The sequence below is a fragment of the Parafrankia sp. EAN1pec genome (genome assembly GCF_000018005.1).
In the GTDB taxonomy this organism is placed as follows: domain Bacteria; phylum Actinomycetota; class Actinomycetes; order Frankiales; family Frankiaceae; genus Parafrankia; species Parafrankia soli.
On the sequence record NC_009921.1, the window covers coordinates 6,190,534 to 6,207,098 of the forward strand.

The 16,565-nt window shown below is 74.0% G+C and carries 10 protein-coding genes; 7 read left to right on the plus strand and 3 right to left on the minus strand.

The window, feature by feature from the left end; all coding sequences use genetic code 11:
* Positions 1-47: 47 nt before the first annotated feature.
* The 6 genes from glgX to FRANEAN1_RS25405 all read left to right on the plus strand — a co-directional run bounded on the left by glgX (position 48) and on the right by FRANEAN1_RS25405 (position 10,455).
* Positions 48-2,255 (plus strand): glycogen debranching protein GlgX, encoded by a 2,208-nt coding sequence (gene glgX, locus FRANEAN1_RS25375; protein WP_041254796.1) that lies wholly within the window; start codon positions 48-50, stop codon positions 2,253-2,255.
* On the plus strand, positions 2,245-4,839 hold the full coding sequence (gene treY / locus FRANEAN1_RS25380; protein WP_020462637.1) for a malto-oligosyltrehalose synthase: 2,595 nt from the start codon (positions 2,245-2,247) through the stop codon (positions 4,837-4,839). Before glgX ends, treY begins: the two co-directional genes overlap by 11 nt.
* 102 nt (positions 4,840-4,941) lie before the next feature.
* Positions 4,942-6,726: a malto-oligosyltrehalose trehalohydrolase gene (treZ, locus tag FRANEAN1_RS25385; RefSeq protein WP_020462638.1), complete on the plus strand. Its 1,785-nt coding sequence runs from the start codon at positions 4,942-4,944 to the stop codon at positions 6,724-6,726.
* A 199-nt stretch (positions 6,727-6,925) separates the two neighbouring features.
* The gene (locus tag FRANEAN1_RS25395) at positions 6,926-7,738 is read left to right on the plus strand and encodes a pyrimidine reductase family protein (RefSeq protein WP_020462639.1); all 813 of its coding nucleotides are present in this window, start codon (positions 6,926-6,928) and stop codon (positions 7,736-7,738) included.
* 257 nt (positions 7,739-7,995) lie between these two features.
* Complete coding sequence (locus FRANEAN1_RS25400; protein ID WP_041254798.1) at positions 7,996-8,331, plus strand: hypothetical protein; 336 nt, start codon at positions 7,996-7,998, stop codon at positions 8,329-8,331.
* A gap of 12 nt (positions 8,332-8,343) precedes the next feature.
* Positions 8,344-10,455 carry a hypothetical protein gene (locus FRANEAN1_RS25405; protein ID WP_020462640.1) on the plus strand — a complete coding sequence of 704 codons (2,112 nt, stop codon included), beginning with the start codon at positions 8,344-8,346 and terminating at the stop codon, positions 10,453-10,455.
* Positions 10,456-10,527: 72 nt separating this feature from the next.
* Here FRANEAN1_RS25405 and FRANEAN1_RS25410 read toward each other — a convergent pair whose 3' ends face one another.
* Together FRANEAN1_RS25410 and FRANEAN1_RS25415 are read right to left on the minus strand one after the other, a co-directional pair.
* Positions 10,528-11,736, minus strand: a complete 1,209-nt coding sequence (locus tag FRANEAN1_RS25410) for an ATP-dependent DNA ligase (RefSeq protein WP_041254799.1) — start codon at positions 11,734-11,736, stop codon at positions 10,528-10,530.
* A gap of 50 nt (positions 11,737-11,786) precedes the next feature.
* Positions 11,787-12,680, minus strand: a complete 894-nt coding sequence (locus FRANEAN1_RS25415; protein ID WP_020462642.1) for a 3'(2'),5'-bisphosphate nucleotidase CysQ — start codon at positions 12,678-12,680, stop codon at positions 11,787-11,789.
* Between the two features lie 35 nt (positions 12,681-12,715).
* Between FRANEAN1_RS25415 and cysC the strand changes: the two genes are divergently transcribed.
* On the plus strand, positions 12,716-14,536 hold the full coding sequence (gene cysC / locus FRANEAN1_RS25420; protein WP_020462643.1) for an adenylyl-sulfate kinase: 1,821 nt from the start codon (positions 12,716-12,718) through the stop codon (positions 14,534-14,536).
* Positions 14,537-14,584: 48 nt separating this feature from the next.
* Here cysC and FRANEAN1_RS25425 read toward each other — a convergent pair whose 3' ends face one another.
* Positions 14,585-16,093, minus strand: coding sequence for a sugar transferase (locus FRANEAN1_RS25425; protein ID WP_020462644.1), 1,509 nt, complete (start codon positions 16,091-16,093; stop codon positions 14,585-14,587).
* Positions 16,094-16,565: the final 472 nt, after the last annotated feature.

Sequence of the window (16,565 nt, forward strand, 5' to 3'; positions counted from 1 at the left end):
CGCGCCCCCAAGTCACCGACGGGGCGCGAGCCGTAGGCTTCGTGCGTATGTCGCAGGTCTGGCCTGGCAGCCCTTATCCCCTCGGTGCCACCTTTGACGGATCGGGGACGAACTTCGCGATCTTCTCGGAGGTCGCCGAGCGTGTCGAGCTCTGTCTGTTCGACGCCGTGGGCGCCGAGCGGAGGATCGAGCTGCGGGAGCGCGACGCGTTCGTGTGGCACGCCTACCTGCCGACGGTCCTGCCGGGACAGCGGTACGGATACCGGGTCCACGGTCCCCATGATCCCGCGCGTGGCCACCGATGCAACCCCAACAAGCTGCTGCTCGACCCGTACGCCAAGGCGGTGGACGGCGAGGTCGACTGGAACCAGGCCGTCTTCGGCTACGACTTCGGCGATCCCGACAGCGTGAACACGACCGACTCCGCGCCGCACATGATGAAGTCCGTGGTGATCAGCCCGTTCTTCGACTGGAACGGCGACCGGCCACCGCGCCGCCCCTACAGCGAGACCGTGATCTACGAGGCGCACGTGCGCGGCCTGACCATGCGGCACGAGGGCCTGCCCGAGGAGTACCGGGGAACCTACGCGGGCGTGGCCCACCCGGTGATGATCGAGCACTACCGCCGCCTCGGCGTGACGGCGATCGAGCTCCTGCCGGTGCACCAGTTCGTCCACGACGAGCACCTGGTCAGCCGTGGGCTGCGCAACTACTGGGGCTACAACTCCATCGCCTTCCTGGCGCCGCACAACGGCTACTCCGCCGCGGGCGGCGACGGCCGGCAGGTGCAGGAGTTCAAGGGCATGGTCCGCAACCTGCACGAGGCGGGCATCGAGGTGATCCTCGACGTGGTCTACAACCACACCGCCGAGGGCAACCACATGGGCCCCATGCTGTGCTTCCGGGGCATCGACAACGCGGCCTACTACCGGCTGGTCGACGACGACCCGCAGTACTACATGGACTACACCGGCACCGGCAACAGCATGCGGGTCCGCCATCCACACGTGCTTCAGCTGATCATGGACTCGCTGCGCTACTGGGTCACCGAGATGCACGTGGACGGCTTCCGCTTCGACCTGGCGGCGACCCTGGCCCGGGAGTTCTACGACGTCGACCGGCTGTCGTCGTTCTTCGACCTCGTCCAGCAGGACCCGGTCGTCTCCCAGGTCAAGCTGATAGCCGAGCCGTGGGACCTGGGTGAGGGTGGCTACCAGGTGGGCAACTTCCCCCCGCTGTGGACGGAGTGGAACGGGAAGTACCGCGACACCGTCCGCGACTTCTGGCGCGGGCAGGACCACGGCATCGCCGAGTTCGCCTCCCGGCTCACCGGCTCGTCCGACCTCTACGAGGACAGCGGCCGGCGCCCCTGGGCCTCGATCAACTTCGTCACCGCCCACGACGGCTTCACCCTGCACGACCTGGTCTCCTACAACGACAAGCACAACGAGGCCAACGGCGAGGAGAACCGGGACGGCTCCGACGACAACCGGTCCTGGAACTGCGGCGTGGAGGGTCCGACCGACGACGTCGCGGTCAACCGGCTGCGCGACGCGCAGACCCGCAACCTGCTCGCCACCCTGCTGCTCTCGCAGGGGGTGCCCATGCTGGTAGCCGGCGACGAGATGGGCCGAAGCCAACAGGGGAACAACAACGCCTACTGCCAGGACAGCCCGATCTCCTGGCTGGACTGGTCCGACGCCGAGCGCAACGCCGGTCTCATCGATTTCACCGCCCAGCTCTCACATCTTCGGCGGACCCATCCGGTCTTCCGGCGGCGGCGGTTCTTCCAGGGCGAGTCGATCCGCGGCTCGGCCGGCGGCGAGGACAACACCGGCAGCCGACCCGACGGCGCGGCCGTCGTCGACCTGGCCGCCAAGGACATAGTCTGGCTTCGTCCCGACGGTAGCGAGATGTCCGACACCGACTGGGAGTCCGGTACGGCGCGCTCGCTCGGCTGTTTCCTGAACGGGCACGGCATCCCGGATCCCAACACGCTCGGCGAGGCGATCGTCGACGACTCGTTCCTGCTGTTCTTCAACGCCCACCACGAGCCGATCCAGTTCCGGGTACCACCGGTCGACTTCGGCACCACCTGGGAGATCATCGTGGACACGCGCTCGTCCAGCGCCGAGATCTCGGCAGTGCTCGGTGGCACCGATCTCGATCCGGTCGACGTCGACCGGGTTGTCAAGGCCGAGGACCCGCTCGAGGTGGACGCCCGCGCCACGCTTGTGCTCCGCCGTGTCAACTGACCGGCCCGGCGGACCCGACCGGCACGGGCCCGCCGATCGGCACTCCGCGTCCGACCGGCACTCAGCGCCCGACCGCCGCCGTGAGGGTGCCGGGGCACGGGAGAACCAGCGCGGGGAGGGCGAGGGCCGCGTCGTCCCGACCGGTACCTACCGGCTGCAACTGCACATGGAGTTCTCGTTCACCGACGCCGCGGTGATCATTCCTTATCTCGCCGGGCTCGGGGTCTCGCACCTGTACCTGTCACCGGTCCTGGAGGCCGCGCCGGGGTCGGCCCACGGCTACGACGTGGTCGACCACAGCCAGATCAGCCCCGAGCTGGGCGGGCTCGGCGGGCTGCGCCGGCTGGTCGCCGCCGCGCGCCGCGCGGGGCTCGGCATCATCGCGGACGTCGTGCCCAACCACATGGCGGTGCTCACGCCCGGCACCACGAACACGGCGTGGTGGTCGGTGCTGCGCGAGGGCCCGGACTCCCCCTACGCCTCGTGGTTCGACATCGACTGGGACTCCCCCGACAACCCCGGCCGGGTCCTGCTGCCGCTGCTCGGCCAGTCGCTGGCGGACAGCCTCGCCGCCGACGAGATCGCCGTCGAACAGGACGAGGACGGCGAGTGGATCGTCGTCTACTACGACCACGTGCTGCCGGTCGCCGCCGGCACCGCCGACCCCTCCGACGTCGCCGCCACCCTGGACGCCCAGTACTACCGCCTGTGCTGGTGGCGGGTCGGCGGGACGGAGCTGAACTACCGGCGCTTCTTCGACATCCCCTCGCTGGCCGGCCTGCGCCAGGAGGAGCCGGACGTCTTCGCCGCCACCCACCGGCTGCTGATCGAGCAGGTGCGCTCGGGCAACCTGGAGGGCCTGCGGATCGACCACCCCGACGGCCTGGCCGACCCCGAGGACTACCTGCGCCAGCTCGCCGAGGCCACCGGCGGGGTCTGGACGGTCGTCGAGAAGATCGTCGAGCGGGACGAGGCTCTGCCCGAGGGCTGGGCCTGCGACGGGACCACCGGGTACGAGACACTCAACCGGCTCACCAGGCTGTTCCTCGACCCGGTGTCCGCGCGTGCGATGTCCACGCTGTACACGGAGATCACCGGGAGGTCACCGGACTTCGCGCCGGTGGCGCGCGAGGCGAAGATGGACGTGCTGACGTCCGTCCTGCGGCCGGAGGTCGACCGGCTCACCGGGCTCGCCCTGGCCGAGGCCCGCCGCGACCGCGCCGACCTCACCCGGGCCGGCCTGCGCGAGGCGCTGCGCGAGGTGCTCGCCGCGTTCGAGGTGTACCGCGCCTACATCCGCCCCGACGGCACGCCCAGCCTGGAGGCGCGCGGCCACATCGTCCGGGCCTGTGAGCAGGCCCGGCTGGCGCTGCCGGGCCGGGCCAGCGAGATCGACCTCATCGAGGACCTCGCGCTCGGCGGGCCGAGCGAGTTCGTGGTGCGCTTCCAGCAGACCTGCGGCCCGGTGATGGCCAAGGGGATCGAGGACACCGCCTTCTACCGGTACGTCCCGATGGTCGCGCTCAACGAGGTGGGCGGGGCGCCCGGGGATCTCCCGGCCTACCCGACGGGGCATCCGCGCAGCGCCGTCAACGAGTTCCACGAGGCGAACATCACCACGCAGCGGACGTGGCCGCTGACGATGACCACGCTCTCCACGCACGACACCAAGCGGTCCGAGGACGTCCGCGCCCGGCTCGCCGTGCTCTCGGAGGACCCCCGGGGCTGGGCCGACATCGTGCGGCGGCTGACCCGCCTCGGCGAGCGGCACGCCGACCCGGAGGCCGGCTGGCCCGATCCGGTGACGATGTACCTGCTGGTACAGACGCTCGTCGGCGCCTGGCCGATCTCGGCCGACCGGGTCACCCAGTACATGGTCAAGGCGGTGCGGGAGGCCAAGCTGTTCACGACGTGGACGGACACCGACCCGTCGTACGAGGCCGCGCTGACGAACTACGTCGAGGCCGCCCTCGAGGACGAGGAGTTCGTCGCCGCGCTGGACACCTACGTCTCCACCCTGGTCGAGCTCGGCCGGCAGAACAGCCTGGCGCAGAAGCTGCTCCAGCTCACGATGCCCGGCATCCCGGACGTCTACCAGGGCCAGGAGCTGTGGGACCACTCGTTGGTGGACCCGGACAACCGCCGTCCGGTCAACTTCGGCGAGCGGACGAAGATGCTCACCGAGCTGGGCGTCGAACCGGGCTCGGAGCTAGCGGCGCCGCGGCGCCCGCCCGTGCTCGACGACTCCGGGGCGGCGAAGCTGCTGGTGGTGGCGCGCTCGCTGCGCATCCGCCGGGACCACCCCGAGTGGTTCGGGGAGGAGGGGACGTACCGGCCGCTGTGGGCGTCGGGGTCCGCGGCGGAGCACGTGGTCGCGTTCAGCCGCTCCGAGTCGGTGGTGACCGTGGTCCCCCGCCTCGTGCTCGGGCTGCGCCGCGGGGGCGGGTGGCGCGACACCACCGTGACCCTGCCCGAGGGCCGCTGGGCGGACGTCCTCACCGGCCGGCGGCACGACGGTGGCACGGCCTACGTGCTGCGCCTGCTGCGCGACTTCCCGGTCAGCCTGCTGATCCGCACGCCCTGAAGTGTGGCCCCGCCCGGCCCGGGTCGTGCCGGATCCACGGCTCGGCGGATCCCGCCCCCCGGAACCGCCACCGAGGGGACGTCGGACCGGTAGACAGGAGTCATGAGTTCCTTCCGGGTGTGGGCACCAGACGCGAAGACGGTCAGTGTGGTCATCGCGGACGGCGACGCCGGCGGCCGGCGGGACACCGTGCACGAGATGTCCGGCGCCGCCGGCGGCTGGTGGACCGTCGACGTCCCCTCCGCCCACCACGGAGCGGACTACGCCTACCTCCTCGACGGCGGTGAGCAGGAGCTGCCCGACCCGCGGTCGGCCTGGCAGCCGCACGGCGTGCACGGCCGCTCCAGACTCGTCGACCACGCCCGCTTCCCGTGGACGGACGGCCACTGGCACGGGGTGCCGCTCTCCGGCAGCGTGGTCTACGAGCTGCATGTCGGCACGTTCACGCCGGGGGGCACCTTCGACGCGGCGATCGAGCGCCTCGACCACCTGGTGGACCTCGGTGTCGACCTCGTCGAGCTGCTGCCCGTGAACGCGTTCCCCGGCCGGCACGGCTGGGGGTACGACGGCGTCGGGCTGTTCGCCGTGCACGAGCCGTACGGGGGGCCGGACGGCCTCAAGCGCTTCGTCGACGCCGCGCACCACCGCGGGCTCGGCGTGATCATGGACGTCGTCTACAACCACCTGGGCCCGGACGGGAACTACCTGGGCCGGTTCGGGCCCTACTTCACCGACCGCTACAGCACCCCCTGGGGCCCGGCGGTGAATCTGGACACCCCGGGGTCGGACGAGGTCCGCACGTTCATCATCGACAGCGCGCTGGCCTGGCTGCGTGAGTACCACTGCGACGGGCTGCGCCTCGACGCCGTCCACGCTTTCGTCGACGACCGGGCGCGCCACCTGCTGGAGGAGATCGCCGACGAGGTGCACCGGCTCGGCACCCAGCAGCGCCGCCCACTGTTCGCGGTCGCCGAATCCGACCTGAACGATCCGCGGATGGTCGTTGCCCCCGAGGCGGGCGGGCACGGGCTGGACGGCCAGTGGTGCGACGACGTCCACCACGCGCTTTGGGCCGCGCTGTCCGGCGAGCGGCAGGGCTACTACGGCGACTTCGGCTCGTTCGAGACGCTGGAGAAGGCGCTGGGCTCCGCCTTCGTGCACGACGGCGGCTACTCGGCGTTCCGCGGCCGCTCCCACGGGCGGCCGGTGCCGCCGCGGACGCCGGCCTACCGTTTCGTCACGTTCCTGCAGAACCACGACCAGATCGGCAACCGGGCGACGGGCGACCGGGCGACGGCCACCCTCAGCGACGGCCGGCTGCGGATCGGGGCCGCGCTGCTGCTGACCGCCCCGTTCACGCCGATGCTGTTCATGGGCGAGGAATGGGGCGCGGCCACGCCCTGGCAGTACTTCACCGACCACACCGACCCGGGGCTGGCGGACGCCGTCCGCGAGGGCCGCCGCGGTGAGTTCACCGCGCACGGCTGGGGTCCCGAGGAGGTCCCGGACCCGCAGGACCCGGCGACGTTCGAGCGCTCCCGGCTGGACTGGAGCGAGCCCGAACGCCCGGAGCACGCCGCGCTGCTCGACTGGCACCGCCGGCTGATCTCGCTGCGCCGTCGGCTGCCGCAGCTCAGCGACCCGTCGCTGGCGTCGGTGCGCTGCTCCTACGACGCCGCGGCGAACTGGTTCGTGCTGCGCAGGCTCTCCCGGGCGGGTGACGTGGCGGTCGTGTGCAACCTCTCGCCCGAGCGGCAGGCCGTCCCGGTCGAGGGGGTGCCGTTCGACGCGCCGGCCGCGTCCAGCCCCGGGTTCACCTACATGCCGGGCCGCGTCGAACTCGCCGGCGAGTCGGTCGTCATCGTGCGGCTGCTGCCGGCTCGCTGACCGCCGGCTCGCGGGTCGGCGGCCCCCGGCCCGCTCACCGCCGGCGGGCCGCCGAGCGGGAGAGCGCGTAGTAGAGCAGGCCGAGCCCGGCCAGGCTCACGATCAGTACACCGATCAACAGGACCACGTACGTGTTCACGTTTCCATCCTGGCAGCAGCGGCACCACCGCTCGCGGCGGCGCCGGTTACAGTCGGGCCGATGCGCATTCTTCTGTCCGGTGGCGCCCCAGTTCCTCTCGACGGTCCGGGTCCCCTGGACACCCCGGAGGGTGCGCGCGCCGCGGACGAGCGGGACGCTGCCGACCACGACGCCGACGTCGACCTCGACGTCGCCTACGCGCTGCCGGAGCCGGTCCCGGGGGTCCCGCACGTCCGGTCCAACTTCGTGACGTCCGCCGACGGCGCCATCGAGATCAACGGGCGCTCCGCGGACCTGGGCGGCCCCGCCGACCTGCGGGTGTTCCGGACGCTGCGCTGGCTCAGCGACGTGGTCCTGGTCGGCGCCGGCACCGCGCGGACCGAGGACTACGGCCCGGTCCTCGTGCCGGCCGAGCGGCGGGAACGGCGAGCTGCCGCCGGGCTCACGCCCGTTCCCCCCGTCGCGGTCGTCAGCGGGCGGCTCGAGCTCGACCCGGACGCCCGCCTGTTCACCGCGGCCGTCCGGCCGCTGCTGCTGACCTGCGAGGCCGCCCCGCCGCTGCGGCGGCGGGCGCTCGAGCCGGTGGCGGAGATCGTGGTCTGCGGGGACGAGACCGTCGAGCCGCGCGCGGCGCTCGACGCCCTCGCCGAGCGCGGGCTGCTGCGGGTGTTGACCGAGGGCGGCCCACGCCTGCACGCCCAGTTCGCCCAGGCCGGCCTGCTCGACGAGCTGTGCCTGACCCTCGCCCCGGTCCTCGCCGGGCCGGGGCGCCTGGGGCTGATGCAGGGCCCGGTGTGGCCGGCGCCCGTCGGTCTGCGGCTCGGCCAGGTCCTGGAGGAGGACGGGGCGCTCTTCCTGCGCTACCTCCGCTGACCGCACCTCCGCTGACCGCCCTGTGCACGGTTTCACTTCGTCCACAGTCTGCCTGATGCCGGGTGCGGCGGCGACCCGCGCGAATAGCGTCGACAGCGACCTCCAGCGCCGGCCCCGACGGGTGACGGTGGGCCCGGCCGGCGGTCTTCTCGGCGGCTTCGGTGAACGGTGGCGCTCATGAGTTCCGAACGGCCTGCTCCGGCGCATCGACGGGTGGTTGCGGCCCCGCCGTCCGCACCCGGGCGCACGGCGAGCCGATGACCGGGCCGGGCGCGTCCACCGGCGAGGCGCCGCGGCCGAACCGTCACCGCGAGGCGGTCGAGGCCGCGCTCGCGGCGGCGGCCGACGGGCGGGTCAGGCTCGCTGACGCCTTCCACCGACTGTTCGCTGTCGCGGACGAGGGCGGCTGGCAGGGCCGCGCGGCGAGCGACTGGCGGCGCCAGGCCGAGCAGGCGCGCACGGCGACCCTCGGCACCGTCGACGCGTTCGCCGACGCCTGCCGCCGGTCACTGGCCGGACAGCCCGAGTGGGTGCCCGCCGACGATCCCCGTGCCCGGCACCCCGGGCCGGCCCTGCCGGCCGGCGGCCGGTGACCGCGCCGAGCCATGCCCGCGCCCGCCAACCGAGTCGTTGTCGATCCCCACTCGCTGCGGAGGCTGATCACCGCGATGGCCGACCTGCGGGAGACGGCGCAGACCCAGGCCCGGCTGCTGTCGGCCCACGTCGACGCCACCCGGATAGCCGGCGACACGCCGGCCAGGCTGCGGGCGGCCCACGCCTGGGCCGATCAGGACATCACGATGCTGCGCAGGCGGCTGGCACTCGCCGAGGCCGCCGATCCCGGGACCACGGGCCCGCTGCCCCCGGCCGCCCTGCGCGGCGTTCCCGACCTGTACGACACCGCCGAACAGGCCCGGGCCGCGGGGCGCTCGCTCGCCGACCGCCTGCTCCGCCCGGATCCCGACCGCCGCGACCGGAGCAGGCTGGCCGACCTGGCAGCGGCGCTGTCCGGGCGGGCCACGGACCCCGACTTCGTGACCGGCTTCTACGACCGCCTCGGCCCCTCCGCTCTGGCCGGTCTTCTGCACCAGGTCCTCGGGGCCCGGGAGCCGGGCGCCGCCCGGCACGGCGAGGAGATCATCGGTCGCACCCTGGCGAGCTACAGCCGGCTGCGCCGCCTCGACGCCTCCTGGCTCGGCCGGTTCAACAGCCGGCGCCGGGACGACCAGGTCGAGACCTCGCTGCTCGGGCCGCTGCTGCGGCACGGCCGCTTCGCCTCCGCGCTGCTGGCGTGCCTTGGCGAACTGCTCTTCGGGACGGACGACGGCTCGCTGCGCGACGTCGGCCTCCAGGCGGGGCCGGGCGGGCCCGCCGCCAGGGGCGCGGCCGGCATCAGAGGCGCGGGCGGCGCCGGGGATGCGGGCGGTGACCGGCTAAGCCGGGAGGCGTTCGGCTCCGCGCTGCTGCGTGCGATAGCCGCCGACCCCGAGCTCGCGCCCATCTTCAGCACCAGGCACCTCCCCCAGCTCCTGCACGCCTCCAGGGCGCAGAGCGCCGACGTGCCGGCCGGCATGCGCCCAGCCGGAGGCTGGCGCGCCCCGGAACTCGAGACGGCGCGCACGGAGCTGGTCGCGGCGGCCGGCGGCGCGGAGGCTCGGCTGGCGCGCCCGGGCGCCGCCCGGCAGTTCGTCGCACAACTGGTGGACGTGGTGGCAGGGGCCGGCCCGAGCGAGGTCTCCCCGCGGATGCGAGCGGCCTACGGCGAGGTCCTGCACGCCTGGCGCGACGACCTCTACGCCGCGGTCGTCTCGCCGCTGCCGCCCGACCCCGCCGCGCTCGACGCGCCCGGGCTCGGGCGGGAGCCCCGACAGTGGGCCGCGCTGCTGCGCGAGAGCCTGCGCGGCGGCGCCAGCGCCCCGCTGCTCGCGGCGGACGCGGTGGCCGTCGGGGCGGGCATCGATCAGCGGGCCTGGGAGCAGACCCGGGGCTACAACGGTCCCGGCGCGGCGCACTACCCGGCGAGCCCGCGGGCCCTGGCCTACCACCAGGCGAACGAGGTGACCACGTTCTTCGGGACGGCGTTGAGCGAGACGGCCGAGCGGGTGCTGCGCGAGCACGCCACGAGGCAGGAGGAGCATCGGCTGCGCACCGCAGTCATGATCGACATCCTGGCCGAGGTGGCGAAGTCCATCGACTTCACCAGCGTGGTCCGGACCCTCACCAACGCCGCCCGGGGCCTGACAGTCGAGATCGTCGAGGACCGGGTCCGTCGGGCCACCGCCAGTCTGCCCACCGCGGGCTCCCAGGCCGTCCTGGCCGACCTGCGCGCCGGGTTGCGGGCCATTCCGGGGTGGCAGTCCCGCTACCGCGCCTCGGTGGCGGACATGTGGCGGCACCGGGACAGCGACCCCCTGCGGCCGGTCGTCGTCCAGCTCCCCGGTGGCGGTACCCGCCGCTACACCGGCGACCCGCGCGCCGACGGGTTCGTCACCGGGCCGGCGAACGACTTCACCGGTCCGGGCGGCGAGCCGATGGACGTCGCCCGGATGAACCGGGAGCAGCGGACGGCGTACGCCGCCTGGCTGGCCAGCCCCGCGATCGTGGCGAACAACGACCGGCTGCCGGCGGTGCTCACGGCGCCGCCCGCGGACGTGGTGCCCGGGTGGGCCCCGGGCTGGGCCCGGTCTGCGCCCGCGGGCAAGGTGCCGCCGGGATGACCCCCCCACCGCGCCCGCCGCCCGGGCACCGCCGCGGCCGCGCGCCTCGGCCTGGGCCTGCTGGTGGGCCGGTCAGTCCGGCGGGATGCGCAGGACGTCGGCGATGTCGAACCGCACCGGACGCTCGAGCTGGGCGTAGGTGCATCCGCCGGGGTCACGGTCGGGCCGGAAGCGGACGAACTGCGTGGTGTGCCGGAAGCGCGGTCCCTCCATGTGGTCGTAGCGCACCTCGACGACCAGCTCGGGCCGCAGCGGGACGAACGAGAGGTCACGGCCACGGGCCCACCGGCTCTCCCCGACGTCCCAGGGCGTGCGCGCCGGCTGCCCCGCGGCCGCTGCCGGTTCCTCGCCCGCGTCGCCGCCCGGCTGCGCGGCGTTCTCCGGGCCCTGGCGGGCCCAGGGGTGGGAGTCGATCGGCACCACGAGATGGGCCAGCTCGCGGACGAGCTCCCGCCGGCGCGCCATCGGGAAGGCCGAGGTGACCCCGACGGACAGCAGCGGGCTTTCCCGAGCCGGGTCCGTCGCGTTCTCGGGGTCGGCCTCGTCCGCGGGGTCGGCGTAGAGCCCGAGCAGCAGCGACCCGACCGCCTCCGGATCGTTCTTGTGCGGCCGGTAGCCGGCCACGACGCAGTCGGCGGTGCGGTCATGTTTGATCTTGAACATTGCGCGCTTGTCCGGCTGGTACGCCCCGTCCGGCGGCTTGGCGACCAGCCCGTCGAGCCCCGCGCCTTCGTAGAGCTCGAACCACTGCCGGGCCATGTCGAGCTCGCCGGTCGAGGGCGTGAGGTAGACCCCGCTCGGGATCCGCCGGGCCGGTGCCGTTCCGGGCGCAGCCGGGCCGGCGTGGCCGGCGAGAACCTCCTCGAGCACGGCGCGCCGCCGGGCGAACGGCTGGTCCGTGAACGCCTCGTCACCGAGTGCCAGCAGGTCGAACGCGACGAACGAGACCGGGGTCTCCAGCGCGAGCTTCGCCACCCGGCTGGTCGCCGGATGCACCCGTTGCGACAGCTCCTCGAAGTCCAGTCCGTTCGGGCCGACGACGACGATCTCGCCGTCAAGCACGCAGCGGTCGGGCAGTGCCGCGAGCAGCACCTCGACCAGCTCGGGGAAGTAGCGGGTCATCGGCCGGGTGTTGCGCGAGGTGATCTCCAGCTCGGCCCCGTCACGGAAGACCAGGGCGCGGAAGCCGTCCCACTTCGGCTCATACAGCATGTCCGGGGGGATCTGCGGCGCCGCGCGGGCGAGCATCGGCTTCACCGGCGGTGTCACAGGCAGGTCCACCCGCCGATCCTCGCGCATCGGGCCGGCGCACCGCGAGCACGGCAGGCGGGTCAGCGCGCGCGGGTCACGGCCAACACCTGCTCGGCGTGGGCGGGATCGCACACGACCAGGTCGGGCAACAGCGGGTCGGGCTGGTTGTAGCGCAACTCCGACCCGTCGAGACGGCTGGTGTGCAGGCCGGCCGCCCGCGCGACGGCCACCGGCGCCGCGGAGTCCCACTCGTACTGCCCGCCGTCGTGGACGTAGATGTCGGCGTCGCCGCGGATGACCGCGGCCACCTTAGCCCCGGCGGACCCCATCGGCAGCACGGTCGCGCCCAGCTTCTCGGCCACGTCGGTGACGACCCGCGGCGCCCGCGTCCGGCTCGCGACGATGCGCGGCACCGCGGCATCGGCGCCCGCCGGGGCCACCGGGCCGGCCGGGATCCCCCTGTTCCCCGCGGGGCCCGCGGCCACCGCGCCGGCCCCGCGTGCCGCCGGGAGCGCCCGGGCGGGGAGCGGGCCCTCGCTCGAGAGCGTCACGCCCAGCGCGGGCAGCGCCACGACCCCGACGGTCAGTTCGCCCCGTTCCCACAGCGCGACGTGCACGGCCCAGTCGGTCCGCCCCGGCTCGGCGAACTCACGGGTGCCGTCGAGCGGGTCGACGATCCACACCCGGTCCGCGCCCAGCCGCACCGGATCGTCCGCCGCCTCCTCCGAGAGCACCGCATCGCCCGGCCGGTGACGGCCGAGGGCACGGGCCAGCAGCCGGTGCGACCGGGCGTCGCCGGTCTCGCGCAGGGTCGCCGGTTCGGCGAATCCCAGTTCGGCCCTGATCCGCAGGAGCAGCTTGCCCGCGTCAGTGGCCAGCCGGACGGCCAGCGTGGCATCGCTGAGCTCATCCGTGGCGATGTCGACCGGAACCGTGGCGAACCCGTCCGGCCGGCGGATGTCGTCGGTGCTCATCGGGTGGGAGTCTTCCACCCGCTACCGTCGCGGGTGTGAGCGCCACCTCCGACACCGCCGTCGGCTCGTTCGACCCGGATCCGCATGCCACGGCTGGTCCGCCCGACATACCGGGCGCTGGTGAGCAGCGCGGCGCGAACGGCGTCTGTCCGCTTGCCGTCGTCGCTGCCGACCGCGCCCGCGAGCTGCGGGCCGCCTCGGTGGCCTGGCCGTCGGTCGTGCTCGACACGCGCCAGCTCACCGACCTGGAGCTGATGCTGCTCGGCGCGTTCGGCCCGGCGCCGAGCTACTCGGGCCGGGCCCGCCAGCCCGCCGGGCCGCCGGTGCCGAGCCTGACCGTCCCCGGTGAGACAGCGGCCGCGCTGGGCCCGGGCATGGACGTCGCGCTGCGCGACCGCGAGGGCGTGATGATCGCGGCCCTGCACCTGCTCGGTCTGGAGCCCACCGCGGACGACTCACCGACGCCCGCCACCGCGATGCCGGCGGAGGCCTCCGGAACGCCGGCGACTGCCACCGGGGCGGGCCCGGTGCGCCTGGTCGGCACGGTGGAGGGCCTGGAGCTGCCCAGCCATCCGGACTACCCGCGGCTACGGCTGACCCCGGAAGGGCTGCGCGCCGAGTTCGTCGCCCGGGGCTGGGCGACCGGCGCGGGCGCGGCCCCGTGGGCGGTGTGGGCCGACGGCCTGCTGTACACCGCCGACGTCGGGCGCATCCGCGCGCTGACCCGGCAGGGCAAGCACTGCGTGATCCTGGCCCCGGTCGGCGGGGCGGACCCGGCCGACGCCGCACACCACCTGCGGGTGCGCTGCCTGCTCGCCGCGCTGGACGCGATCGACGCACCGCCCCGGCCGGCCGAGGCGACGCTGGCCCACGAGCCGGTCGCCTCCGACGCGGTGTCGCGGGACGGCGGCCGGACGCATCCGGCCAGCCCGCCGGAGCCGGCCCACACCGCGGCGCTCGCGCCGGAGTCCCGCCGGCACCGCAGCATGCTCGTGCTGGTCCCGGTCGTCCCGTCGGAGCGGCTCGCCGCGCCCCGTGAGCCGGCGATGAGCGCGACCGCCCCGGGCGGCCTGGCCGACGAGGCGGCGAGTGAGCCGGCGTTGGACGAGATCGCCGAACTCACCGCCCTGCGGGCCCATCTCGCCGAGGTCTACGGCTGTGCCGGCAGCCTGACCGGGCCGGCGATCGGCGCGCCGGGCGCCGACGATCTCACGACCCTGCTCGACGCGGGTGTGCCGCTGCCCGCCGAGCTCACCCCGCCCGCGGTGGCTGCCGAGCTGACCCGCGCGGTTCCCCCGCGCCGCCAGCGCGGCCTGACGATCCTGTTCACCGGGCTGTCCGGCTCGGGCAAGTCGACCCTGGCGGGTCTGTTGGTGTGCCGGCTGCTCGAACGGGGCCGGCGGGTCACCCTGCTCGACGGCGACATCGTGCGGACGCATCTCTCCCAGGGCCTGGGCTTCTCCCGCGCCGACCGGGACACGAACGTGCGCCGCATCGGCTTCGTCGCCGCGGAGGTCGCGGGCGCCGGCGGGATCGCCGTGTGCGCGCCGATCGCGCCCTACGACGACGTCCGCGCCCAGGTGCGGGCGATGACCACCGCCCGCGGCGGCGGCTTCGTGCTCGTGTACGTGTCGACCCCGCTGGAGGTGTGCGAGGCACGGGACCGCAAGGGCCTCTACGCCAAGGCCCGGGCGGGGGTGATCCCCGCCTTCACCGGCGTCTCCGACCCGTACGAGGAGCCGGCCGACGCCGACGTGGTGGTCGACACGGCGGGCCTGCCGACCGAGCAGGCCGTCGACCGGGTGCTCGCGCACCTGGTCGAGGCCGGCTGGGTCGAGGGCGCCCGCGGCCAGTAGGCCCCAGCGGGCACCCGCCAGCCCGCTGGCAGCAGGAGGGACCCGCTGTCAGTAGGCGCCCTCGCGGCGCAGCACGGCGAACAGCGTGCGCCACAGGATGACGAAGTCCATGGCCAGCGACCAGTTCTCGACATAGCGCAGGTCGAGCCGGACGGACTCGTTCCACTCCAGGTCGCTGCGCCCGCTGATCTGCCACAGCCCGGTGAGGCCGGGCTTGACCATCAGCCTGCGGTAGACGTCGTCCTCGTAGCGCGCGACCTCCGAGGGCAGCGGCGGGCGCGGGCCGACCAGCGACATGCTGCCGTTGACCACGTTGAACAGCTGGGGCAGCTCGTCGAGCGACCACTTCCGGAGGAACTTGCCCACCTTGGTGATCCGAGGGTCGTCCCGCATCTTGAACAGCAGGCCCTCGGCGCGCTCGTTGCTCGACTCGAGCTCGGCCTTGCGCTGCTCGGCGTCTACATACATCGAACGGAACTTGTACATCCGGAACTCGCTGCCGCCGCGCCCGACCCGGATCTGTTTGAAGATCGCCGGACCGCGGCTGGTGAACCGCACCGCCAGGCCGAGCCCGATCAGCAGCGGAGCGAACAGCAGGATCGCGGTGCCGGCGACGATCCGGTCGAAGGCCATCTTCATCAGCCGGCGCGTGCCGCTGAGCTCGGGCTCCTCGATGTGGAGCAGCGGCAGGCCGGCCACCGGCCGGATCGAGATCCGCGGCCCGGTCACGTCCGTCAGCGCCGAGCTGACCAGGACGTCCACGTCGCTGCCCTCGAGGGCCCACAGGACCCGGCGCAGTGTCTCGCCGTCCATCTGCGGGCCGATCGCGACGGTGGTCGCGTGGGTCGCCTGGATGGCGGTGTGCAGGTTCTCCGAGGTGCCGACGATCGGCACGCCGAGCAGGTCGAACCCGCTGCGCTCGGGGCGGTCGTGGCTGTGCCGGCCGGGCAGGCGGTCCAGGCAGACACCGACGACGGACCAGCCGGTGGTCGGGTCGCGCTGGGCGAGCCGGACGAGGGTGGCCGCGGACTCGCCGGCCCCCACGACGAGGACACGGTGCAGGCAACGCCCCTGCCGCCGCATGCGGTGCAGGATGCCGCGCCCGGCGGAGCGGCCGGCCACCGACAGCAGCGTGGCGGCCGGGAAGGCGATGAGCACGTAGCTACGGGCGATCTCGGCCTTCGTCGCGTAGGAGGCGACGGCGACCAGCGCGGTGAGCCGGGCGGCGGCGTTGACGACCCGCCGGAACTCCTCCGACCCGCCGCCGAGGAAGCGGCTCTCGTAGGCGCGGTTGAGCGACATCGCCAGCACCCAGGCCAGCGGCAGCAGGACCGTCATGATGATGTACGGCTTCGAGGAGGGCGGCTCGGTGTCGAAGTCGACGACGTCCCCGAAGCGGACGAAGTAGGCCAGGCCCGCGGAGATCACACAGGCGATCGCGTCGAAGAGCACCAGCAGCCGGACGTAGCGCCGCTCCCAGCCGACCTGGGCCCGGTAGCTGGTCGCGTCGGGCGAGGTCTCGACGTGGGCGAAGTCGAACTGCGTGCCAGCGGGCACGCGATGGTGCCGGCCGGTGGCCGGTTGCGCGGGCGGCCCCGGCCAGCCGGGCGCGGCCGGCGGCTCGGGCCAGCCGGTTCCCGCCGGCGGCTCCGACCAGTCAGCCTCTGCCGGCGGCTCCGGCTCCAGCCAGTCGGACTCCTCGGGCGGCCCCGGCCAGCCTGGCCGCACGGGCGGCCCCGAAGGGGTCGGCTGGCCCGGTTCGAAGTAGCCGCGGGCCTGCGGCACGACACCCGGGCCGCCGGCGGGCGGCCAGGATCCACCAGCCGGCCTCGTTCCACCCACTGGCCTCGCCCCTCCCGCCGGCCTCGCCCCTCCGGGCGGCATGGCTCCGCCGGACGATCTCGCCCCCCCGAATGGTCTCGTTCCTCCGGACACAGTCTCCGTCACAGCAGGACCCCCCCAGGACCTCGGTACATCAGTTCCGATCGGCGAGCTGGACGGGTGGAGACCGCCCCCCGCGCATCTCCCC

Excerpts from the sequence above, each read along its gene's own strand:
- FRANEAN1_RS25400 (WP_041254798.1), top strand. The coding sequence starts at position 7,996 with ATGACCGGGCCGGGCGCGTCCACCGGCGAGGCGCCGCGGCCGAACCGT.
- glgX (WP_041254796.1), top strand. The coding sequence starts at position 48 with ATGTCGCAGGTCTGGCCTGGCAGCCCTTATCCCCTCGGTGCCACCTTT.
- FRANEAN1_RS25395 (WP_020462639.1), top strand. The coding sequence starts at position 6,926 with ATGCGCATTCTTCTGTCCGGTGGCGCCCCAGTTCCTCTCGACGGTCCG.
- treZ (WP_020462638.1), top strand. The coding sequence starts at position 4,942 with ATGAGTTCCTTCCGGGTGTGGGCACCAGACGCGAAGACGGTCAGTGTG.
- FRANEAN1_RS25415 (WP_020462642.1), bottom strand. The coding sequence starts at position 12,680 with ATGAGCACCGACGACATCCGCCGGCCGGACGGGTTCGCCACGGTTCCG.
- FRANEAN1_RS25405 (WP_020462640.1), top strand. The coding sequence starts at position 8,344 with ATGCCCGCGCCCGCCAACCGAGTCGTTGTCGATCCCCACTCGCTGCGG.